The following is a 23,879-nucleotide window of genomic DNA, read 5'->3' as shown; positions in this document are numbered from 1 at the left end:
CATGAAAAAAATATTAAATATATTCGTACTTATTAGCCTAGCAACATTGGTAGGATGCAGTAGTGATTTCCTAGAACAACAGTCTCCAGATCAACTTAGTTCTTCTACTTTTTGGAGAACAAAATCGGATGCAGAAGCTGGTCTTTCAGCTACCTACGCTCTCCTTGAAGCTTCCGTTGAGGAATACGCTTTCTCCGAAGTAAAATGGCCAGTAGAAGCGTATCGAGAAGATATTTGTAAATTAGGTAGCGATGCTCTTAATTATCAAAACTGGGTTGAACTTGCTGATTTTACTTATACTAATGGAAACAGTCAACTTACAAGCTATTGGAAATTAAATTACCGCGGTATTAGTAATGCAAATCAAGTGATTACTAAGGTGGGTGAAATGTCTTCCTCAGCAATAAGCGACTCTGATAAAAATCAGATTGTAGCGGAGGCACGTTTTTTACGTGCATACTATCATCTAAAATTAATTCTGAATTGGGAACAAATTAAAATACGAAATAAATACATCACAGATCAGAACGAAATAAGTGCTCCTCTTGCTAGCCGTACCGAAGCATGGGATTTCATTACAAGTGAATTGAAAGCCGCTGCTGAAGTACTTCCTGCAAAACAACCTGCTGATAAAACAGGACGTGCCACTAGTGGAGCAGCTAATAGTTACTTAGGATTTGTTTATTTGACAAGAGCTTATGAAGAAACTGCAAAAAAACAAGCTTATTTAAATGATGCACTAACCGCTCTTAACAAAGTGCAAGGATACCAACTTGTAAAAGACTATGTAAGTATGTTTGACGGTACTAACAAGAACTCAATAGAATCAATTTTTGAACTTCAATTTACTGGAAACACCTCAAATGGTGCTTTCTATCGTACTGCCCTTCATTTTTGGATGGCAGCAAGTGAACTAGGTGGTTGGGATGAAATTTTGCCAACAAATATGTTGATAAATGAATTCAAAAAAGAAGGCAAAATAGCAACTACTGGAAATTATGATTCGCGTCTTTATGCTACCATTTTCTTTAAAGATCCTTATTTTAATGATCCTGCTAATCCAAGAATTTTTGGAGATACCTACGATAAAAAATTTGGCGGTATTGATAAACCCGCTTTTCGCAAGTACTTGCCTCCTACTCAAGAAAAAATGAACACAGAATTCTTGGGTATGAATGTGCCTCTAATGAGGTTTTCTAATGTTCTTTTAATGAAGGCTGAAGTTTTAAACGAATTAACACGTACTGCCGAAGCCATTCCATTTATCAATACGGTAAGAGATCGTGCAGATATGCCAAGTATGATTGGGGTAAGTTATGACGCGGTAAAAGCACAAATCGAGCATGAAAGAATAATTGAGTTCCCGTTAGAGAATTTCCGTTTCTATGATTTACGTCGTTGGGGAAAAACAAAAGCAGCGTTAGATGCCGTTGGACGTACTGGATTTAATCCAGCAAAAAACAACTTTTATCCAGTTCCATTAACTGAAATACAGAATAATTAAACTGTTTAAAATAGTTTAAAATGCATAAGGAATGGCCCATGAAATATTTGGGCTGTTCTTATTTAAATTTTGTAACGTTCATCTAAAAACTATTAAATTTATTAAAAAAAATCGCCTTAAAAATTGGTAATATTGAAATAATCATAAGACTTCTATTAGAAGAATTTCATAGATTTACTAGCTTTTAAGAGGATGCAAAATATATAGCAACTATCCTGTTTAAATCACTAAGACTTCAAGTTTAAAATAGAATTTTTTCTAAAAAAATATCAAATAATCTAATAATTATGTACAAAAAAGAAACATTATATCTTGTTTTATTCTTTTTCATAATCCAAATTTGTAATGCCCAATCCCTATTTTCAAACTTAGAATTAAGTAAAAATAGCTTAGATTACAAAGGGAGCCGAAAGAATGCAACCGACCGAAAATCATTGGCTTTTTCTGATAAAGGAGCATGGTTTGCATTTGGTTTACTGGAGCAATCCGAAATGCAGGGCGGATTCTCAGGGCCTTATTTAATGACGGAACAAAATGGAGTTTGGTTAAGTTCTTCCCTTATTTCATTACATCTACTAGATAACAATCAACAAGAACTGATCAATTGGAAATCAAGTTTAGTAAATCAAAGTAGTTATAATAGTCATTTAGAGCAAGAATTTAAAAATGAAAAGATAGATGTAAAACAAGAACTTGTTTTTTCATCGGGTCATTCAGCAATTCAAAAAACGAGTATTACAAATCGAACTTCAAAAACAATAGCAATAAACCCCGCTTTTGATTCAAAAATATACTTGGATAATATGCATCTGTCTACTGAAGGGCAAATTCTAAAATTAGTTTCCTCAAAAAGTAATGCGGTTGGTTATATTCAGTTTTTAAGTGAAAAGATTCAAATTGAAATTGGAAAAGAGGGCTTTACAGCAAATGCCAACGAGCTAGTATTAAAACCAAATGAGACCAAAGAAATAGTGGTTTCTCAAACTTATATTTTCCCTCAATACGATTGGAAAAAAGAAAAGGAAAATTTGGCAAAAATAAAATTCGACACTCTTTTAAAGAATACAAAAAAAGAAAAAGAAAATCAGCTAGCGCAATTAATAGCCAAAAAGAAATCAATATATAAAGGAGCTGAATACTCCGTTTTCTTAGCAAAATTAATTCTTACGTTACAAAACAACACTAGAATTGCTGCCGAAGGATTGAAGCACGAAGGCCTTTTCCCTAGTTATCATTATGAATGGTTTCATGGTTTCTGGGCTTGGGACAGTTGGAAACACGCCGCAGCAGTAGCAAATTTCAATCCAGAACTGGCTAAAAATCAAATGCGTGCTTTGTTTGATTATCAAGAGCCAAATGGTTTTATTCCAGATTGCATTTATAGAGACACTTTAATTGAACCTAATAATTACAGAAACACAAAATCACCACTAGCGGCTTGGGCTGTTTGGGAAATCTACAAACAAAACAAAGACATTAGTTTCATAAAAGAATTTTATCCAAAACTAAAAAAATACCATGCTTGGTGGTACAAAGAAAGGGACCACGATCAAGATGGACTGTGCGAATTTGGTTCCACCGATGGTACTTTAATTGCTGGAAAATGGGAAAGCGGAATGGATAATGCTGTACGATTCGACAACAGTAAAATATTGAAAAATGGAGAACACGCCTATTCAATAGACCAAGAAAGTGTTGATTTAAATTCCTTTTTATATGCCGAAAAAAACTATTTAGCCAAGATGGCTAAGGTCTTGAAATTAGTAAGCGAAGAAAAAAACTGGAATGAAGAAGGTACGAAGTTAAAAAAACAGATTCAAATCCAATTTTGGGATACCAAAACAGGCTGGTTTTATGACACTTCGATCGATGGGAAAAACATCATAACCGATATGGGTTGTGAAGGTTTTTTACCTCTTTGGGCTGAAGTTGCTTCTGTAGAACAGGCAAAATCCATAAAAGACAATTTACTGAATCCAGATACCTTTAATACTTATGTTCCTTTGCCAACCTTGGCAGCTAACCAAGCAAAATTCAATCCTGCTAACGGTTATTGGAGAGGACCAATTTGGTTGGACCAAAGTTATTTTGGGATCAATGGACTGGAAAAATACGGGTATCAAAACGAAGCAAATCAACTGGCTCACAAACTCATTCACAATGCCGAAGGAGCTTTGGAAAAAGGAAAATCCATTCGGGAAAACTACCATCCTACTACTGGAAAAGGATTAGAAGCCGAAAATTTTAGTTGGTCAGCAGCCCATTACTTAATGTTACTTTTAAAAAACTAGAAAATGAATAATCAAAATACGGTATTAGCCAAATTTATACTCTCCCTCCTATTTATAGCAGGTTTGAATTCGGCTTCACTATTTGCACAAGAAAAAAAGAAAGCTACAATAACCAAAAAAGATCCAAAATCCTTTTTCTCTAAACCTGATTTAATGCAAATAGGGGTTTACTATTATCCTGAGCAATGGCCAAGAGAACAATGGGATCGTGATTTAAAAAATATAAAAAAGTTAGGTTTTGAGTTCACACATTTTGCTGAATTTGCGTGGACTTATATGGAGCCCGTGGAAGGGAAGTATGACTTTAAATGGTTAGATGATGCCTTAGCAATAGCCGAAAAAGAAGGTTTAAAAGTGATTCTTTGTACTCCTACACCTACTCCTCCAGCATGGATGGGTGATAAATATCCCGAAATCTATTTGGTCGATGCTAATGGTCGTCGCAGAGAACACGGCAATAGAGCTAATGTATCTGTAACCAATGAGAAATACCGCGAATTTACCGATCAGATCGTATCTGAATTAGGGAAACGATACGGGAAAAACAAAAATATCATGGGTTGGCAAATCGACAACGAGCCTTTGGCTACTCCTGATTTCAGTCCTTCTTCACACAAAGCATTTCAAATTTGGCTTAAAGCCAAATACGGAACTATAGAAAAGTTAAATACAGAATGGGTTGGGAATTTTTGGAGTACTCGTTACAATAACTTTGATCAAATAATTCTGCCCAATACTGAAATTTATTTTGAAGATAAACTAAGTCCGCATGCTGTTTTAGATTTCAAAAGATTCACTTCTGATGCCCAAGCAGATTATCTAAACAGACAGGCGGAAATACTTCGAAAATACATCGATCCAAAACAATGGATAACCACCAATTTTACTAATGTAATTTATGATGCTGACCCACGAAGTGCCAACAAATTGGATTTTATCACTTATACGATGTATCCTGTAAGTGGTCAGAATCCATTAGGAGGCGATAGTTTTAGAATGGGTTCTCCAAATAAAATCTATGAAGCCAACGATTATTATAGGTCTATAAATGGCGTTACTGGAGTGATGGAATTACAGCCAGGACAGGTAAACTGGGCAGGTATCAATCCGCAATTGTTACCCGGAACAGTTCATATGTGGATTTCACAAGCTTTTGGAGGTGGTTGTTCTTTTACTTGTACCTATAGATACAGACATCCCCTAGGAAGTAGTGAGATGTATCATGACGGAATTGTGGGAACTGATGGAGTTACCCTTACAACAGGTGGAAAAGAATTTGTAGAGTCGATTCAAGATATGAAAATGCTTCGCAAAGAATACGATCCTAAAGCGGTTCTTCCTCAAAATATTGCCAAAATAAAAACGGGCTTTTTATGGAGTCATGAAAATCTTTGGGATTTGGAAAACCAAAAACAAACTAAATTTTGGAATACTTGGAAACACAGAAATACCTATACTGCCGCCATCAAATCTGCTGGGGCACCAATGGATTTTATCACCGAAGAAGATAATTTTGCGGACTATCCGTTTATTGTGGCACCCGCTTACCAACTTATCGATCAAAAAATAGTGGCTAAATGGCAAAAATATGTAGAAAATGGAGGGAACTTAATCTTAACTTGTCGTACAGGACAAAAAGATAAAAACGGACACTTTTTTGAAGCCAATTGGAGTGCGCCTATTGTTCCTTTAATTGGCGCTGATGTTGATTTTTTTGATATGTTAGTTACTGATGTAAATGGAATTGTGAAAGCCGGAGAAACTAGTTACCAATGGAATTCTTGGGCAGATGTATTAACACCCAAAAAAGGAACGGAGGTATTAGCGACCTATGAAGACCAGTTTTACAGAGGAAAAGCGGCAGCTGTAACACGAAAATTGGGCAAAGGAACCATTACCTATATCGGGGTGGAAAGTAATGATGGAAACTTAGAAAGACAAATTGTACGTAGTGTTTACTCACGAGCCAATTTAGCAATTGAAGACTTACCAAAAGGTGTTTTTATAGAATGGAGAGATGGTTTTTATGTGGGCGTGAATTACTCTAACGAACCAATAAATTTATCTATTCCAAAGGGAAGCAAAATCCTAATTGGTCAAAACCCTTTACTGCCTGCACAAGCTGTCATTTGGAAATAAAAAAAGCCTCGGATTTCATCCTACAAGGTTTTCGAAACCTTGTAGATTTAATTATAGATACCTACAAGGTCAAAAAAAGACCTTATAGGATTACAAGAAAACAGACAAAAACAATTTAATACAATACCAATGACTTTTTCAGAAGCAACTATTCAACACTTAGTTAAAGAACATTACGGCTTAAACGTAACTGTGAAAACATTAAATGGGTATGATGAATTAAATTTTCTTTTATCGAATGAGAAAAACGAAAAATATATTCTAAAAATATCAAATGAGAGTCATCCTTTTCCTTTTTTAGAGGCACAGGTTAAAATCATTCAGCATCTAACAAACAGCACGATTTCAGATCGTTTCCAACACTTTTCCATCAATAAACAAGGCGAAGAATTAACCAAAATAGTAGTTGATTCAAAAACCTATTATCTAAGGATTCTTAACTTCTTGGATGGTACTTTTTGGGTTGAAAAAGAAACAAAATCAAATGAATTATATTACAATTTAGGCTGTTTTATGGGAAATATGGATCATGTTCTTCAGGATTTTTCCCATCCAGCAATGCATCGCAATTATACTTGGGACATCAATAGAGCTAGTGATGCCAATGACAATTTAAAACATATACTTAATCACGAAAAAAGACGCATTGCCGGTTATTTTCTGCTACAGTTTGACACCGAAGTACTGCCACAAATACATCACTTACGACACGCTTACATTCATAATGATGCCAATGATTACAACGTATTAGTACAAGACAATCAAGTGAGTGGTTTGATTGATTTTGGTGACATGGTTTACACAGCGCTAATAAACAACTTAGCGATAACTTGTACTTACGCAATGCTTGGGGAAAAAGACCCATTAGCAGTTGCTGCTAGCATTGTCGAGGGATACCATAAATCATACGCGCTTACCGAAAAAGAATTAGACCTTTTATATTATTTGATTGCAGGAAGACTATGTATCAGCGTAACACAATCGGCTTATAATGCCTCATTAGACAGTAACAATGAGCATCACTTTATTACTGAAAAACCTGCCTGGGATTTATTGTTCCAACTTATTAAAATTAACCCTATCAAAGCACAAGATGCATTCCGTAATGCCTGTGGTTTTGAAGGAACAATCAATAATGAAGATTATACTGAATTGTTGGAAAGTCGACAAAAAAACGTAGGCCGTAATTTGAGTATTGGTTACAAAGACAAATTAAAAATTGTCAAAGGAGCCTTGCAATATATTTATGATGATAAAGGAAGAACCTTTGTTGATTGTGTAAATAATCCTTCGCATGTAGGCCATTGTCATCCTATTGTGGTTCGAAGAATGCAAAAACAAATTGCCACTTTAAATACTAATACTAGGTATTTAAATGACACTATAATAGAATATGCAGAGAAACTTACGGCAACATTACCAGATGCTTTAAGTGTTTGCTACTTCGTAAATTCGGGAAGTGAGGCCAATGATTTAGCGGTTCGAATGAGCCGCCATTACACTAAACAGAAAGACCTAATCGTACTCGATCATGCTTATCACGGCACCTCAACAGTTGCTATGGAAATGAGTCCGTATAAATTTGATAGCAAAGGCGGTTTTGGTAAAATGCCGTGGATTCACAAAGCCATTAATCCAGATTTATACCGAGGCCCTTATAAATATGGAGACGCAAATGCAGGCGAAAAATATGCTGCCGATGTACAACGCATCATTGAAGTATTGAAAAAAGAAGGAAAAGCACCAGCTGTTTTTATCTGCGAAACCCTATTGGGTGTTGGTGGACAAATTCCGCTTCCTGAGAATTACTTAAAAACAACATACGAATATGTACGAGCCGCAGGCGGTGTGTGTATTGCTGATGAAGTTCAGGTTGGTTTTGGTAGAATAGGCGATCATTTTTGGGGATTCGAATTGCAAAATGTAGTTCCAGATATTGTTGTATTAGGAAAACCAATAGGAAATGGCCATCCACTAGCCGCTGTAATTGTCACTAATAAAATTGCCGATGCTTTCAATAACGGAATGGAATATTTCAACACCTATGGAGGAAATCCTGTTTCTATGACCGCTGGGTTAGCTGTCTTAGATGTGATTCAAGAAGAAGAAATGCAGCAACATGCATTAGAAGTGGGAAATCACTTGATGGATGGATTAAGAAGTTTAATGGCTAAATACCCAATTATTAGCGACGTAAGAGGACATGGATTGTTCATTGGTGCTGAGATGGTAAAAGACCGACAAACAATGGAACCCGCTGTTCCTGAAATTGACATCGTAGTAGAAAAAATGAAAGAGAAAGGATATCTATTGAGTACAGATGGACCTTTGCACAATGTTTTAAAAATAAAACCGCCTATGCCTTTCAATAAGCAAAATGCTGATGAAATGATACAGTATTTAGATATTGCTTTAAGTGAATTGTAGCGTTTTATATTAAAAAATGATTTTGTTTTAAATGAAAAATAACAATACCGCTTCTGACAGCAATGGTAGTCTTACTAGTTTACAAAAACAGTTAGAAGGCAAACTATTTTATGACCAAACTATGCGTACGCTTTATGCTACAGACGCTAGTGCGTATAGAGAAATGCCTTTGGCGGTGGCCATCCCTAAAACTAAGGAAGATATTCGAAAAATTATTGCTTTTGCAAGAGAAAATAATAGTAGTGTAATTCCTAGAGCAGCTGGAACTTCGCTTGCTGGTCAAGTCGTAGGAAACGGAATTGTGGTTGATATTTCGCAAGAATTCACCAAAATACTTTCGGTAGATCAAGCTAACAAAACGGCTTGGGTTGAACCCGGAGTTATTCGTGATGAATTGAACATTCACTTGAAACCGCATAATCTGTTTTTCGGTCCTGAAACATCTACCTCTAATCGTTGTATGATTGGTGGAATGCTAGGAAACAATGCCTGCGGAGCGCGATCTGTAATTTACGGATCAACACGTGAGCATGTTCTTGAAATCAAGGGATTCTTAGCTGATGGCAACGAAGCAAGCTTTGGTGCATTGACGAATGCTGAATTTGAAGACAAATGCAACGGAATTAATGTAGTGAGTCCTTTGGAACAAGCGATCTATGTTCAGGCGAAAGAAATTTTATCTTCGGCGGAGAACAGAACTTTATTCGACGATAATTACCCTAAAAAGTCAATCCCAAGGAGAAATACAGGTTATGCTTTAGATTTATTGGCGGATAGTATGCCCTTTGGTAATTCTAATGAAAAATTTAATTTCTGTAAATTAATTGCAGGATCTGAAGGAACATTATTCTTTTCTACGGAAATAAAACTAAATCTTGTAGATGCGTTAAAACCTTTTGCAGCTTTGGTTTGCGTTCATTTTAACAGTATCAATGAATCTTTGAAAGCCAATTTAGAAGCACTAAAATTCAATCCTGATAGTGTGGAGTTAATTGACCACTATATCTTGGAATGTACCAAAGAAAATATTGAACAAAGCAAAAACCGTTTCTTTGTACAGGGCGATCCTCAGGCAATTTTGGCAGTAGAATTTTTGAGAGATTCTAAAGAAGAAATCGACCTAATCGCTAAAGAAATGGAAGCGGTAATGCGTTCTAAAAATTTAGGATACCACTTCCCTATTGTTTACGGTGAGGATACCAACAAAGTTTGGACCCTAAGAAAAGCAGGACTTGGATTATTATCTAATATCCCCGGAGATGCTAAGGCCGTTGCTGTTATTGAAGACACAGCCGTTGATGTAAACGACTTGCCGGATTTCATCGAAAATTTTAATGCGATTCTAAAAGAAAGAAACTTAAACTGTGTGCATTATGCGCATGCCGCGACAGGAGAATTACACCTACGCCCTATTCTTGATTTGAAAACACAAGAAGGAACAGCCCTTTTTAGAACCATCGCTACAGATATTGCACATTTAGTAAAAAAATATAAAGGTTCCCTTAGTGGCGAACACGGAGACGGGAGATTACGCGGCGAGTTTATTTCATTGATGTTAGGTGAAGAAATTAACCAATTATTCATCCAGGTAAAACAAACATGGGATCCTTGGAATGTCTTCAATCCGGGTAAAATTGTAAATACTCCACCAATGGATACCAGCCTGAGATACACACCAGGTCAGGACACTCCTATGCCGGATACTTATTTTGATTTCTCTGAACAAAACGGAATTTTACGCGCCGCTGAGATGTGCAACGGATCTGGAGACTGTCGAAAAACAGAAAAAAGTGGAGGTACTATGTGTCCCAGTTATATGGCAACCCGTGACGAGAAACATACTACTCGAGCCAGAGCGAATATCCTGCGCGAAACCATTACCAATTCCCCAAAAGAGAATAAGTTTGATGATGAAGCACTACTTGAGGTTTTAGATCTTTGTTTAAGTTGTAAAGGATGTAAATCAGAATGTCCTTCAAATGTAGATATGGCCAAGCTGAAAGCGGAAACATTACAACAATATCATGATAAAAATGGCGTGAAATTCCGTTCAAAACTGATTGGAAATACACCATTGATAAACAAGCTTTTTGCTTCTATACCTTGGGCATACAATTTATCAACCAAAGGACTATTAGGAAACATCATCAAGAAATCTACTGGGTTTGCAACCGAGAGAAACTTACCATTAATGCACAAGATTACTTTTGCAAAATGGATGAAAAAATACGAGCAAAAAGGAAATTTTAAAAACGGAAAAGTATATCTGTACAACGATGAATTTCTAAATTATTATGATGTCGAAATTGGTCAGACTGCCGTCAAACTCTTGAATCGTTTAGGGTATCAAGTCGAAATTCCTGAAATTGGGATCAGCGGAAGAACCTATCTCTCTAAAGGAATGCTTAAAGAAGCACGTGAAATTGCGGAGAAAAACACTCAGGATTTCGCCAAATCTATTCCTGAAAATGCAGTTTTAATAGGAATCGAACCATCGGCTATTTTATCGTTCCGTGACGAATATCCTGATTTGTGCCGCGGTGATTTTAAAACAAAAGCCCAAGCGTTTGCCAAAAAATCTTTTTTAATCGAGGAATTCCTTGCTACAGAATTAGAAGAAGGACGCATTTCACCAGATAGTTTTACTGATTCAGAAGAGCGTGTACGCATGCATGGACATTGCTTCCAGAAAGCTTTATCATCATTGGTGCCTTTGAAGAAAATTTTGAGTATGCCTAAAAATTATACAGTTTTAAATATCCCAAGTGGATGTTGTGGAATGGCAGGTTCATTTGGGTACGAAAAAGAACATTATGACATTTCAATGAAAATAGGAGAATTGGTATTATTTCCAACAATTCGATCAGAAGCTGAAGCAACTTTAATCTCTGCCTCTGGAACCAGTTGTAGACATCAAATTGCAGACGGGACGGGACGAAAAGCAGAACATCCTGTTAAGATATTATTTAATGCTTTAAAATAGTGTAAAAACATAATGTAATTAATTAATCCATAAAAATGGCAGAAACCACAGAGCATTTAAAAAGAGAAATAGGCGTTTTAGGCCTTAGTGCTAACTTGATAAACACAATGGTGGGAGCCGGAATCTTTGCTCTACCAGCAATAGTTGCAGCTGGTCTTGGCTCTGCAAGTATTTTTGCTTATTTATTTTGCGGGCTATTAATTGCATTTGTTATGCTTTGTTTTGCTGAAGTTGGGAGCAAAATAACAACTTCTGGAGGAGCATACACCTATATTCAATCTTCGTTTGGCCCTTATTTTGGTTTTCTTACCGTTGTCCTTTTTGGCTTATCAACTATATCTGCCGATGCGGCAGTAGCCAATGCTGTAGCAGATATAATCGGATCTATATTTCCTTTCTTTAAATCAGAAATAATCAGGGTAATATTCTTTTTAGTCATATTTTCTGGCTTAGGATATATCAATGTAATTGGTGTACGAGAAGGAATGAGATTAGTAAAAATATTAACCATTAGTAAATTAATACCTCTCTTTTTGCTTATCTTTTTTTCTTGGGGAGAATTTTCGATGGCCAATATAGCTTTTGATTCGATTCCGAGTATAAATGATATTGGAACTATTTCACTTATTTTATTCTTTGCCTTTCAAGGTGCTGAATCCGGACTATCAGTAAGTGGTGAAGTTGATAACCCACAGAAAAATATACCCAGAGCTATCTTTTTTAGTATTGCCGGAGTTTTGACACTATATATACTTATCCAAACAGTAGCGCAAGGTGTACTTGGAGATTCTTTGGCATCTTACAAAGAGAACCCGCTTAGTATTGTAGCTAATCAAGTATTTGGACCAATTGGTTTTACTATATTAACAGTTGGTGCTGCAATTTCAATGTTTGGTACCTTAAGTAGTGAACTGCTAGGAATGCCAAGAGTATTATTTCGTGCTTCAAAAGACAAAGTTCTACCTTTTAAACCTCTTTCTAAAGTACATAAAAAGTATGCTACCCCTTATGTTTCTGTGATAGTGTATGCTAGCTTGGGATTCTTGTTTTCTTCTTTGGGCGGGTTTAAACAATTAGCCGTTTTTTCTAGTGCAACAATACTATTAGTTTATTTAGGCGTTTCTCTTTCAGTAATTAAATTAAGAAAAAAAAACATTCTAAAAGAAGACGGCTTCAGGATACCAGGAGGTTATACAGTCCCCATTTTATCTTCGCTAATTATAGTTTGGCTACTTACTAATCTAAATCAATTTGAAGTAATTGCTATTGCAATATTTATTACAGTGTTGAGCTTATTATATTTCCTTAGAAAGAAATTCAAAAAAACACTTAAATAAAATTAGCCAACTATATCATTCAAATTATTTTTCCTTTCTACGCCCTGCTTCATCAAGCGTATAAACAATATTACTTTTTACAAAACTAAAGACGGGCATTTAGCACGTGAAAAAGATGGAATTGATGCCAATATAATTAAAAACGATCTTACGTTTCAAAGAAAACGTAAAAATGGTTCTGAATTTGGTCGAGCAGGAATAACTTTAAGAACTGCTTTAAGAACGTTGCTATTAAATTCGTCAGATGGTAGAGTCGCTAGTAGTCTTACAATATATAATGAATAATAGCTTTAAAAACAGTTGCCTAAAAAAGTTAAAATTGGAATAAGGTGTTCGATTGAAGCCCCAATCACTCCAGTCGATGGGATGATTTACAATCAAATCTTATTTTTTGAATAATATTTCCTTAATTATATCGCCACATTAGATTTCCAAGCATGCCTAAAATTTTGAAAATTTGAAAATTATCTCTACTAAAACGTTCAATTATACCCTCACATCATTGAGTAGTATTCTTGCCAAAAATCAAAAAAGCAACAATAATTCTATAATAATTTTTTAAAATTGATACAATTCCATTCTAAATTTAGCTATATTTGACTTTACTAAACATGAATTATTACGTTCATTATAATCAAGTCAATTAGCTGATAACATGATAATTTAGCTATAAAACAAATTCATTCAGTTCTCATGGCAACATCGTGGCACATTAGGTTATAAATTTAGAGAAATGCAGCACAGATAAGGTTTCAGCCGAATAGGTTCGAATCCTACTCTCCCCACAATATAAAGCTGCAATTAATTGCAGCTTTTTTTTTATACTAATTTTACCACGTCCTGAAATTGCAAAACACAAAAACAGGATCAATTCGGATCAATCCCAAAACCTGTGGAGCGACAAGAATTAGGCATAAAAATTTGTTAGTCTAAAAAGGGATCAAGTCTAAATGTTGTGGGGAAATATTAAATTTAGATATTTGCATTTTAAAATTTAATACAAATGCAAGATTCTTTTGTTGAACTTCTCAAGTTATTGTTACCAGAAATTATAGTTGAATACTTTGAACTTACTTCTTATAAAAAAGGAGAAGATATTCTTCATCTTTATTTAAAAGAGATTAATTCAATTCCAAAAGAATATCGTCAATATAAATTAAGCTCCAAGGGATTCTTTGATGAGATAACTATTCAAGATTTTCCTATTCGTGGACATCAAGTTTATCTATATATCACCCGCAGAAGATGGCTTAACGAAGATAGTGGACAAGTTGTATTTAGGGATTGGAATTTAGTAACTGACGAAACTCGGGTAACACAGGAGTTCGCGTCTTTTTTAAAAGAAATCAATAGATTCCAAGCCTAATGATTGCAAAGCTATAGCCTCTTTCTATGGTGTTAGCGGTAAAAATCTACAACATCAATACAAAGATTTCTTAAGTGATTTTAAAATCTGGAATCAAAAACCACACGCAAAAGAATGGCTTATTTTTCCTAAAAACATTGGAAAACGATTATCAATAGACGAAACCTCCTTATCTAATGACGAACTCTATACTGTTTTGACGAACAAAGCAGCAAAAGGTAGAAAAGGAACCATCGTTGCAATGGTTGCTGGAACTAAAGCTGAAACGGTAATCGCTATCATTGAAAAAATCCCTCTTAAACAACGAAATCTAGTCACCGAGATAACCCTTGATATGGCGGGAAATATGGGGCTCATTGCCAAGAAATCCTTTCCTAATGCAACTCGCGTCATCGACCGGTTTCACGTTCAAAAATTGGCTACAGAAGCTTTACAGGAAATAAGAATTAAATACCGTTGGCAAGCTATAGACCAAGAAAATCAGGCAATAGAAAAAGCGAAGAAAAACAAGAAAAGGTTTGAGCCTGAAGTATTGACTAATGCAGATACTATTAAGCAGTTACTTGCTAGAAGTAGGTATTTCTTATACAAGAATAAATCAAAATGGACGGCGAATCAATTACAACGAGCATTATTGTTGTTTGAATTATATCCCGACATAAAAGAAGCTTACAATCTATCTCAAGGATTACAGAACATTTTTGAAAACACAACTGACAAAATCATTGGTTTTGCCAGACTAGCTAAATGGCATGAAAAAGTAAATCAATCAGGATTTAAGTCTTTCAATACAATATCTCGAACCATAATCAATCATTATCACAACATATTGAACTATTTTGATAATAGAAGTACTAATGCATCAGCAGAATCCTTTAACGCCAAAATAAAAGCTTTTAGATCTCAGTTTAGAGGTGTTAGAAACATTGAGTTTTTCCTTTTTAGGCTAACTAATATTTATGCCTAATTCTTGTCGCTCCACAGGTTTTGGGATTGATCCTTAAAAAGCTAACACTATTAAAAAAAAAAAACAGTTCATATTATACCTTTCTCATCACAAAAAAATAAAACCTAATTATTTTCCATAAAAAAAACCGATACTAAATTAGTATCGGTTTTTAAGTGAAGGCAGAAGGATTCGAACCTTCGACCGCCTGCTTAGAAGGCAGGTGTCTTTTTTATTCTTTTGTTTTCCTTTTATTTACTTTGCTGATTTTTAACTAATTATGTGTGAATAAAATTTCTTTTTGTTGATTATTTTATACTTTTGTGATTCAAATGTTCGTCAAATGTTCGTCAAAATATTTAAAATATGATTTCAGTAAAATTTACAATAAAGAAAACCCCTAACAAAGATGGTAAACATTCTATCGTTTTAGTTTTAATTAAAAACAGGCAAAATACCTCTATGGCAACTAGTTATTCATGTGAGTACGAAGCATGGAGTTTTGATACCAATACGCTTAAGACCAATAAAAAAGGTCAAGAGCTGAAAAGGATTGTTGAAATAAATAATTTCATAAATAAGACAAATCTGAAAATTGAAGACTTTATAAGAGAGAAACGCCGTTTGAATGATGATTTTACAATTAAAGACATCGCGAATGAAATAAAAGCAGATGATGTTACCAAAGCACCGGCATTAGATTATTATAAATTTCATCAAGAAATTACAGATGAGTTTCTGAATTCTAATAAAATTGGAACTGCAAAAATCTATAAAGAAACTCTGAGTTCCCTCAAAAAATTCTATATAAAGCCGGAATTGAAATTTCAAGATTTAAATTTTGAGTTCTTAGAGAAATATGATTCTTTTTTAAGAAATAACAATGGTACTGATAGCGGAATAAGCATCAAAATGCGAACGATTAGAGCAGTATTTAATAATGCTAAAAAAAGAGAAATAATCTCTCCCAAAACCTACCCTTTCACGCACTATAAAATATCAGCTTTAAAGAAAGAAGCTAAACGAGAATATTTGACTGATGAAGAGTTACAAAAACTGATTACTGAAGATTTTAGCGCCAATAAAAATCATCAATTTGCAAAAGACATGTACCTATTCAGTTTTTACTGTAGAGGAATGAATTTTATTGACTTATTGAAATTAGCCAATTCAAATTTATACAATGAAAGACTATCCTATATAAGAACTAAAACGGGAGTACATCTGGATTTTAAGCTGCGTGATCACTCGCTCGAGATATTAAAAGTGTACAACCAAAAATCCATGAATTCTTATCTATTTCCTATTTTATTAAGTAAAAATATGACCATAAAACAGATTAAATACCGTAGTCATAAATTACTTGGACAAATTAATCCTGCTCTAAAAGAAATGATGGAAGTTTTAAAAATTAGTAAGCATATCACATTTTATACTGCTCGACATACATTTGCTACGTTTTTAAAATTTGAAAACATTCCTATCGATGTGATTAGCGAAATGTTAGGACATACTGATATTAGAACCACTCAAGCTTATTTAAACAAGCTACCAAATAAAAAACTAGACCAAATCATTGATGATGTATTCGAAAATTCAAAATATTTCTAATAAAAACATTCATGTCTTTAGTACGAAAATTATTTGCTCAAACATTATCTTAAAGTCTGTGTTTTTAAGATAAATCTGTTCTTTTACTCAACAGTATTTGAATTAAAGATTTCATTATAGTTGTCTTCGATATCTTTAATTTCAGTTGCTGTTAATACTGAGAATTCCTTTTTTAAGGCACGTTTTGATAACTTTCCTTCATTTTGTTCTAAAAAACGAACCAATAGAGCTACTATATTATCAGGCATCTCGTAGATATTATCAAGGTGCTTTTTAAATACATCATATTTTTGCAGATAAATGACTTCTTGCGGAATGATACGTTCTATTGTGTCTTCAACGCAATCATATAAGAATTCTGCTTGCTTAGTAGCATCAAAATAGCGGTAAAAATCGATCGTATCATTGAGTACTTGTACATTATGATCTTGCGTTTCCTTCCACTGTATATGATTTAGTAGGGGATGTGAATACAACTCCAATGTTTTTCTATAATCTTCAATATGGTCTAAGATTGAAGCCGATATAGGGAATATTACACCTTGTTTTGTAAATTCTTTTGTTGCTAAAATATGATGGATAATGTAGCGGTGTAAACGACCATTCCCATCTACAAATGGATGAATAAATACAAATCCGAATGCTATAGTAGCTGCTGCTAAAACAGCATCGTATGCAGGATCTTGCATAAGTATATTCCCTGCAAGTAATCCAGAAACAAGCTTTTCCAAATCTTTGGCATTAGCTGAAATATGATCAGGAATAGGTTCTCCAGTAATTCTATCGTGTTCTCCAATAAAACCTCCTTCTTTTCGCAGTCCCATTTCCATGAATCTACTGTTTTCTATTACTATTTGTTGTAATCGTATTAATTCCTCAATACTCAATTGTTTTCCTCCCGCTTGTCCTATGGCTTTTCCCCAACGCATAGCTCTTGTATTTCCAGGATTCTCATTTTCTATGGTAAACGAAGCTTTAGAATCTTTTAATAACAAAAAAGAGGAAGCTCTTTGTAATACATCCTTATGAATATTACTTAAATATCCCTTAGTTTTAGCTGAAATAGTAGCCTTAATTTTTGCTTCTAATTTTTCTGTTTTGAAAATTAACGGACAAAAATCAACTGTTCCAGGAAGATTGTTTATGATTCGATGGCGACCTGATTTTATAGACGTAGTAATTCCAAACTGTATTTTTTCGTCTAGTAATGGAGTGTATTTTATTTTAGTGTTAGCATCATTTAATGGTAAGTTTGATTGCATTAAAAACTCATACAAGAACCAAATTTTCCTAACATAGATACTTGTAGGTTCATTTATTATCCAGTCAATTATTGTTTTTTGTTCTATTTTTTGAAATAATCTTTTAAAGAACAGTAAACTGACTCCTTCATGTTTTAACGCAAATAGTATTTGTTTATAGGGAGTTTCTTCTGGCTGATAGATTGCGGGAAAAACTTTCCAACCTTCACTATTCTTTTTTTTATTATTGTTTGAAACAAGTACAAAAATGTCAGGATAAGGCATATCTAATTCATAATAAGATATAAGAGCTGTATATCCTACAATTTTACCTGTTATTGGCATTGTTTTTTCTTGAAAAACAGACGATGTTATCGAAATATTGACGCTATTCATTTAATTGTAATAAAATTGAACGGGTTTGAAGTTTTAAAAGTACAATTAATTTAAATAAAAACACACGCAAGAGAATAAAAATACACGCAAAAACAATTTTACAACCAAAAACGAACGCTGTTTTTGGTTGTAAAAAAATTAAAGCTGCTTATGTATAAATAATATTCTAAAAAGTATAAATAAAAAAAGCTAATTATTCTCCGCAAAAAATGCGGTGATTAAATTGTTTATTCACCGCATTTTTTAAAGTTTAATTTTGATAGAAATAATTATAGAATTTAAATTCGAAATATTTTCACCAATACTTTATTTATAATTTCGTGAACCCTCTTGTTTTATAGGGGTCAAAACATTTTTTTGTGATTAATTTCTAATTAGAAACATGCTTCCTAAATGCTTTTATAATTTGAAAAATCATAATCGCAAGAAATATACGGTGAAATAAATCGATGGCATATATCCAATCTGTTTGAATAATTTCACCATAAGTTAAATCTGTTCTTCTTGCAGGATTAAACAAATTCCAAAAAGTTGCCCATTTAGAGTTAATGACATTAAATGTGTTAGATATATCACTTTGATTACATGAAAATGAAAATAAAATTTCATCTGATATTCCTGCTAAAATTAGTATGTAAATAAACAGTGTACTAAAAAACACTATTAATACAGGCTTAACCCAGTTAAGACCAAAATCATTAAAGCTACTAAATGACATAATTGTTTTATCACCAACTCTATAGTTTTTAGATTGCTTTAATTCATTTCTATAACATTCCATTTCTCTTGCTTGAAAAAAAAGACTATCAATTTGATTTCCACTGTTTTTTAAAGCTTGTTTTAATTGTCTATAGATTTCTCTTTTTCTCCTAAATCTCTCTTCCTCAGTTTGTTCAGCAATTTCAATTTCAAGAGATTTATCTTCAAACCATTTATTAGTAGTGAGCTTAATTTTATCTAAAGTAACATTGTCAAATCGTAACTTAATAAAAGTATCAAAAGAAAACTCATTGAATTTTGTAGCTCCTAAATCACAATCGTGTAAGTTTAAGGTAGAATCACCGTACCCTTTACATTTATCAAAGCTAATGTCAGAATAATTTGTAAAAGCATTTATTACAATAAATCGAAATGACATTCTTTTAAATAATAGTTTTAAATTTTGATTGACTCCCGTTATATATGTATTATCTATTTCCCAGCCTTCAAATTTTAAAACACCATTTAATTCGGGATTAATTATAATATCTAAATTTTCTAGTTTTCCCCCTAATCCATTAAAATCAAAGCCTCCTATGAATTTTGCTTCAGAAATATATAATTTATTCAAATAGGTTTCTAAACTGTTCCCTGATAAATCTCTATTTTCTAACTCCGCTTTCTTTTCAAAAGTATCACCTATAATTGCTAATTTTTTAATTCTACACGCCTCAAACTTACATGTATCTTTAAATGTATTATAATTAAATACAATACTGAATTTACATTCTATGTTCCAAAATAATATTGAATTATGAAATACATTTGATACTAAAGAAATATCACCATCCAATGATTCAACCTTAGAAAGCTGATTAAATATAGAATGATTTAAATGTAAATCAATGCTTGATTTAGTAACATCTAAGTAATTAATTGTAGAATTACGAATGTTAAATCCTCCATTCGTAATTATAGTTTTACGAATATTAATTTTATTAATAATAGAATTGTCTTTTATTACAACACTTCTAGCAAACACACATTTATTTTCAAATGCGATAAATTCTGCTTCACAATTAATAAATGATAAGCTCTGACTATCTTTATTATATGAGCTATTATAATTGATAGATTTTACATTATGAAAGACAATACCTTTTTCAAATTTACAGTTTTCGAATACGAAACCGGAATTTATTTCAACATCTCTAACGACAACCTTTTCTTTAAATATTATTTTTTTTATTATTCGATGTTGCCAATTTATAACGGATTGATCTAGAATAACTTCATAATCAGTAATAATATCTTTATCTAATACGTCATTATCTCTTAACTGTTTGTAAAATTCTTGTATAGGGTAGAGTATTGACATATTAATTTTTATTTAATTGATTTATACTACAAACTTGGCTCCTCAACATAATTACCCCATCCTTCAGGAATAATTTTTTCTTCTTTCATCCAAAATAATTTCTTATAGAAATCTTTGGCTAAATCGCTTTTGCGAGAACTCCAAGCCATAAAGTCATTGAAAAGCAACTCATCTGTCACCAATTCTTTTTTGATTAATCGATTATTCCAAACGGCAAATATTGTTGCTACAATTTCACATTCACTCCAGCTCAAAGGTCTCATCTTCATTAAAAAAGCATTAATTTTAAGTGATTCATCTGAGAAGTTTTCTAAAAAGAATCCGTTAATTTCAGATGAAGCTGAACGAGGAGTATAGGTAACTCGATGATTGTCTGATTTATCTTGTTCTACTTTAAAGAAATTCATTCTATTAAAATCTTGTTCTATTTGCTTTATTAATTGATAATCATAAGGTCCTGCTGCTTTTTTAACATACTTAGATTCAAAATCAATTTTACAAAAATATTCTACTAAGAATAATAATTTTTGGAATTTTACACGACCAAAATCTCGAGTGTTACAAATGTTTACAATATGAGCTGCTAAGATTGTTTTTAGAGGATTTGGTAGTTTTCTTGTAGCTATTGTAATAATCTTAGTTTCCTCTTTTGGCTGCAACGCCTCTCTCAAAACCTGTTGCAACAACATTTCGTTATACCCTTGACTTTCCTTGATGCTTTGCTCTAAACCATCACAAAACGCCATTAACTCTTCTAACTTGGTTACGATTTGTTCTTGCTCGTGGAGTGGTGGGAGTGGGAATAAAGCCATCTGTCCATCATTTGTTCCTAATCTGGGCATTTTCATTCCTTTGGTAACACTATTAACATAAATCAGGAAATCACTTCGTTTTAGAGCAAATTTTGTAAAGTATGGATTTAGATTTCCATATAATTTTAACGGCAATATCTCTGTTGTACATACTCCATCTTCATCTGCTACAATTACTTTATCCAAATATGGACGAAGTTTTGAGTATAGAACTTGACCTTTTTTAAAAATACTTTTTGTACTCAGAGAATTTCTTTCATTAAACCTTATTTTATTTAACAAAGTAGAAGTTTCTTTTTCAATATCTTCTAAATCTAAAACCCAAGTATTTTCATTTAAATCTTTTGGCTCAGATTTAGGACTGCTTCCATAATTACAAATTTCCCCCAACCTACACCAAACCCAATGTTCAGGAATTTCAAAAGGAATTTCTTCTGCTGAAATAACTGGTAAAGGTTTTTCTTTTTTAAGTTTTTTCTCGGCAATGAGTTGTGCTTTCTCGGCTTTTATTTTAGCTAGTAGTTGTTGTCCTGTTTGTTGCGTTTCGACTCCGCTTGACCTGACAGCCGTAACTAATTTTCCTTGCATCGCTTCACGCAAAAAAGCCTGACGCAATTGTTTGATTAGGTCGAGTTGGTGGGTTAGCTCGGTTACTGTTTTTTTAGAGTTAATAAATAAACTTTCTACCTCATTAATCTTTTCGAATAAAGAATTTAAGTTTTTAGATTTTTCAATATTTTTAAATGAGCTAACAAATGTGTTTTGTTCTTCAAAACTTATTTTTGGTATTTTAAGTGTTTTAAGTTTTTCAGCATTTACATTTGGCATTGCTGAACCAGATTTCATTTCAACTATTTGACTCCAAAACGCATAAGAGTTTAAATATAAATTGATGAATTCTAAATTCACGTCTTTTTTAAGTCGTAAACGAATTAAGTAGCTTGCAAAAATGGCATTATCAGGAGCGGAATTAACAATAAAACTTTTTCCTGTTGTTCCTCCTGTTCGTGCGATTAAAATATCATTATCTTTCAATAGATATTTAGCTTCCGCATCACAATCACAAAAGGGAACAGTTTTCCAATCAACTTTACCACTATTAATATCAGTAATTCTAACTAGTTGATGCGTACCAATCTCAGAAGCTGATGCTGTATAACCATATTGAGTGCTCTCTAAATAATGAATCAAAGAAGTTTCTTCAAATTCTTGAAATAGATAAGAAAATAACACAGTGTTTTTGATCTGTTTTAAAATTTCTTTATCAGTGTTTATAAATGATAATGGCATGTATTTTATTTCGACACTCATTACTTCACTGCTTCTTTAAGTTGTTCTAATAATAAATTACTCTTTTCAAAAGAAGTATGTAGCATTTCCATCAGTTCACTGCTGTTGTATTCATGGGCTTCTTCAGCTTTGGTTGGGTTTTTTATGTCAAGGTCGAAATTGCGGTCTATGATGGTTTTTATATCTACTTTCCAAGCAATGTCAGACTCCTTGCGGTTTGTCCACCAGGTTTTTATTGGGTCAAATTCTTTGGCTTGTATGGGTCTGGTTTTGTTGTAGGCTTTTTGTCCTTCGGGTAGTTTGTGTTCGTAATACCAAACCTCCTTAGTAGGCGTGCCTTTGGTAAAAAACAACAAATTGGTCGCTACGGTTGCATACGGTTGGAACACGGAATTAGGCAAGCGTATAATGGTGTGTAGGTTGCAATCTTCTAAGAGTTTTTGGCGCACGCGTTGTTTTACACCATCGCCCGTGAGTGAACCATCAGGCAATACAATACCGGCACGCCCTTTATCTTTTAATAAGTGGATCATTAAAATAAGGAACAAGTCGGCACTTTCTTTGGTTCTAAAGTTTTGAGGGAAATTAGTTTCATTACCATTGGCAACAATACCGCCAAAAGGAGGGTTGGCCAAAATAGCATGTACACGATCTTTTTCGGTATAACTGCTTAAGGGTTGGTCTAATGAATCGCGATAGGTAATATTAGGCACTTCAATGTCATGTAGAATCAAATTGGTAGTAGCCAATAAATAAGGCAAAGGTTTGTATTCCCAACCAATGATGTTTTTGGCAATGCTTTGGCGTTCTTCAATGCTGTTGGCTTGTTGTTTTAAATGTTCGATGGCAGTAGTCAAATAACCACCCGTTCCACAAGAAGGATCTAATATTTTTTCGCCCAGTTGTGGGTTGATCATTTCGGTAATAAACGATGTAATGGCACGAGGGGTATAGAACTCTCCACTGTTTCCTGCACTTTGCAAGCCTTTCAGGATGCTTTCGTACAATTCACCAAAAGCCTGACGGTCTTTGGCTACGTTAAAGTCCATTTCGTTCAGCTTGTTCAACACCTTACGAATGTTGATACCGCTTTTCATATAGTTATTGTTTCCTTCAAAAACCTCACGTACGATAAGCGCGCGACGGTTGCCTGTGCTCACATCAATGTTACGCAAGGCAGGAAACAATTGTCGGTCTACAAATTCTAGTAATTCATCGCCCGTCATTCCTTCATCATCACCCGCCCAATTGTCTTTTTCGTTTACCCAATGAAACAAATCAGGAATAGGAGAAACATAATTGTCATCGAGTAACTCGAGTTCTTTGTCTTTATCTGAGAAAATTTTAAGGAAAAGCATCCAACCGAGTTGTTCTATTCGTTGTGCATCACCGTTTAGACCATTGTCTTGTCGCATGATGTTTTGTATGCTTTTGAGTATTGATGAAATGTTTGACATTG

At 33.6% G+C, this 23,879-nt stretch carries 13 protein-coding genes and 1 pseudogene; 10 read left to right on the top strand and 4 right to left on the bottom strand.

Annotation, left to right across the window (positions count from 1 at the left end):
- Position 1 precedes the first annotated feature (1 nt).
- The 10 genes and pseudogenes from H8R24_RS07875 to H8R24_RS07835 all read left to right on the top strand — a co-directional run bounded on the left by H8R24_RS07875 (position 2) and on the right by H8R24_RS07835 (position 16,604).
- Positions 2–1,504 carry a RagB/SusD family nutrient uptake outer membrane protein gene (locus H8R24_RS07875; protein WP_187018093.1) on the top strand — a complete coding sequence of 501 codons (1,503 nt, stop codon included), beginning with the start codon at positions 2–4 and terminating at the stop codon, positions 1,502–1,504.
- Positions 1,505–1,791: 287 nt separating this feature from the next.
- The gene (locus H8R24_RS07870) at positions 1,792–3,795 is read left to right on the top strand and encodes an MGH1-like glycoside hydrolase domain-containing protein (protein WP_187018094.1); all 2,004 of its coding nucleotides are present in this window, start codon (positions 1,792–1,794) and stop codon (positions 3,793–3,795) included.
- Between the two features lie 3 nt (positions 3,796–3,798).
- Positions 3,799–5,934, top strand: coding sequence for a beta-galactosidase (locus tag H8R24_RS07865; RefSeq protein ID WP_187018095.1), 2,136 nt, complete (start codon positions 3,799–3,801; stop codon positions 5,932–5,934).
- A 129-nt stretch (positions 5,935–6,063) separates the two neighbouring features.
- A complete protein-coding gene (locus H8R24_RS07860; protein ID WP_187018096.1) occupies positions 6,064–8,361 on the top strand; it encodes an aminotransferase class III-fold pyridoxal phosphate-dependent enzyme in 2,298 nt (765 codons plus the stop codon).
- A 31-nt stretch (positions 8,362–8,392) separates the two neighbouring features.
- Positions 8,393–11,344, top strand: coding sequence for an FAD-binding and (Fe-S)-binding domain-containing protein (locus H8R24_RS07855; RefSeq protein WP_187018097.1), 2,952 nt, complete (start codon positions 8,393–8,395; stop codon positions 11,342–11,344).
- A 35-nt stretch (positions 11,345–11,379) separates the two neighbouring features.
- Entirely contained in the window at positions 11,380–12,681 is a 1,302-nt protein-coding gene (locus H8R24_RS07850; protein ID WP_187018098.1) for an APC family permease, read from the top strand.
- Positions 12,682–12,732: 51 nt separating this feature from the next.
- Positions 12,733–12,951 (top strand): annotated as a pseudogene (locus H8R24_RS18155) (hypothetical protein); the annotation flags it as partial.
- A 733-nt stretch (positions 12,952–13,684) separates the two neighbouring features.
- Positions 13,685–14,047, top strand: a complete 363-nt coding sequence (locus H8R24_RS07845) for an ISAon1 family transposase N-terminal region protein (protein WP_187018099.1) — start codon at positions 13,685–13,687, stop codon at positions 14,045–14,047.
- The gene (locus H8R24_RS07840; RefSeq protein WP_187018118.1) at positions 14,031–15,014 is read left to right on the top strand and encodes an ISAon1 family transposase; all 984 of its coding nucleotides are present in this window, start codon (positions 14,031–14,033) and stop codon (positions 15,012–15,014) included. The genes H8R24_RS07845 and H8R24_RS07840 overlap by 17 nt, the downstream gene beginning before the upstream one ends.
- 345 nt (positions 15,015–15,359) lie before the next feature.
- A complete protein-coding gene (locus H8R24_RS07835) occupies positions 15,360–16,604 on the top strand; it encodes a site-specific integrase (protein WP_187018100.1) in 1,245 nt (414 codons plus the stop codon).
- Between the two features lie 83 nt (positions 16,605–16,687).
- Here H8R24_RS07835 and H8R24_RS07830 read toward each other — a convergent pair whose 3' ends face one another.
- The 4 genes from H8R24_RS07830 to H8R24_RS07815 all read right to left on the bottom strand — a co-directional run bounded on the left by H8R24_RS07830 (position 16,688) and on the right by H8R24_RS07815 (position 23,877).
- Complete coding sequence (locus H8R24_RS07830; RefSeq protein WP_187018101.1) at positions 16,688–18,241, bottom strand: Fic family protein; 1,554 nt, start codon at positions 18,239–18,241, stop codon at positions 16,688–16,690.
- A 370-nt stretch (positions 18,242–18,611) separates the two neighbouring features.
- Positions 18,612–20,318: a hypothetical protein gene (locus H8R24_RS07825; protein WP_187018102.1), complete on the bottom strand. Its 1,707-nt coding sequence runs from the start codon at positions 20,316–20,318 to the stop codon at positions 18,612–18,614.
- Between the two features lie 26 nt (positions 20,319–20,344).
- Positions 20,345–22,441, bottom strand: coding sequence for a restriction endonuclease subunit S (locus H8R24_RS07820; protein WP_187018103.1), 2,097 nt, complete (start codon positions 22,439–22,441; stop codon positions 20,345–20,347).
- A complete protein-coding gene (locus H8R24_RS07815) occupies positions 22,441–23,877 on the bottom strand; it encodes a class I SAM-dependent DNA methyltransferase (RefSeq protein WP_187018104.1) in 1,437 nt (478 codons plus the stop codon). Before H8R24_RS07815 ends, H8R24_RS07820 begins: the two co-directional genes overlap by 1 nt.
- Positions 23,878–23,879 lie beyond the last annotated feature (2 nt).

This window comes from Flavobacterium muglaense, assembly GCF_014305155.1.
Lineage (GTDB): Bacteria > Bacteroidota > Bacteroidia > Flavobacteriales > Flavobacteriaceae > Flavobacterium > Flavobacterium muglaense.
This window is presented reverse-complemented; position numbering and strand designations above follow the sequence as displayed.

Bases quoted from the DNA above. Each gene is read 5' to 3' on its own strand.
- H8R24_RS07875 (WP_187018093.1), top strand. From the start codon at position 2: ATGAAAAAAATATTAAATATATTCGTACTTATTAGCCTAGCAACATTG.
- H8R24_RS07850 (WP_187018098.1), top strand. From the start codon at position 11,380: ATGGCAGAAACCACAGAGCATTTAAAAAGAGAAATAGGCGTTTTAGGC.
- H8R24_RS07815 (WP_187018104.1), bottom strand. From the start codon at position 23,877: ATGTCAAACATTTCATCAATACTCAAAAGCATACAAAACATCATGCGA.
- H8R24_RS07820 (WP_187018103.1), bottom strand. From the start codon at position 22,441: ATGAGTGTCGAAATAAAATACATGCCATTATCATTTATAAACACTGAT.
- H8R24_RS07855 (WP_187018097.1), top strand. From the start codon at position 8,393: ATGAAAAATAACAATACCGCTTCTGACAGCAATGGTAGTCTTACTAGT.
- H8R24_RS07845 (WP_187018099.1), top strand. From the start codon at position 13,685: ATGCAAGATTCTTTTGTTGAACTTCTCAAGTTATTGTTACCAGAAATT.
- H8R24_RS07870 (WP_187018094.1), top strand. From the start codon at position 1,792: ATGTACAAAAAAGAAACATTATATCTTGTTTTATTCTTTTTCATAATC.
- H8R24_RS07825 (WP_187018102.1), bottom strand. From the start codon at position 20,318: ATGTCAATACTCTACCCTATACAAGAATTTTACAAACAGTTAAGAGAT.
- H8R24_RS07860 (WP_187018096.1), top strand. From the start codon at position 6,064: ATGACTTTTTCAGAAGCAACTATTCAACACTTAGTTAAAGAACATTAC.
- H8R24_RS07865 (WP_187018095.1), top strand. From the start codon at position 3,799: ATGAATAATCAAAATACGGTATTAGCCAAATTTATACTCTCCCTCCTA.
- H8R24_RS07830 (WP_187018101.1), bottom strand. From the start codon at position 18,241: ATGAATAGCGTCAATATTTCGATAACATCGTCTGTTTTTCAAGAAAAA.
- H8R24_RS07835 (WP_187018100.1), top strand. From the start codon at position 15,360: ATGATTTCAGTAAAATTTACAATAAAGAAAACCCCTAACAAAGATGGT.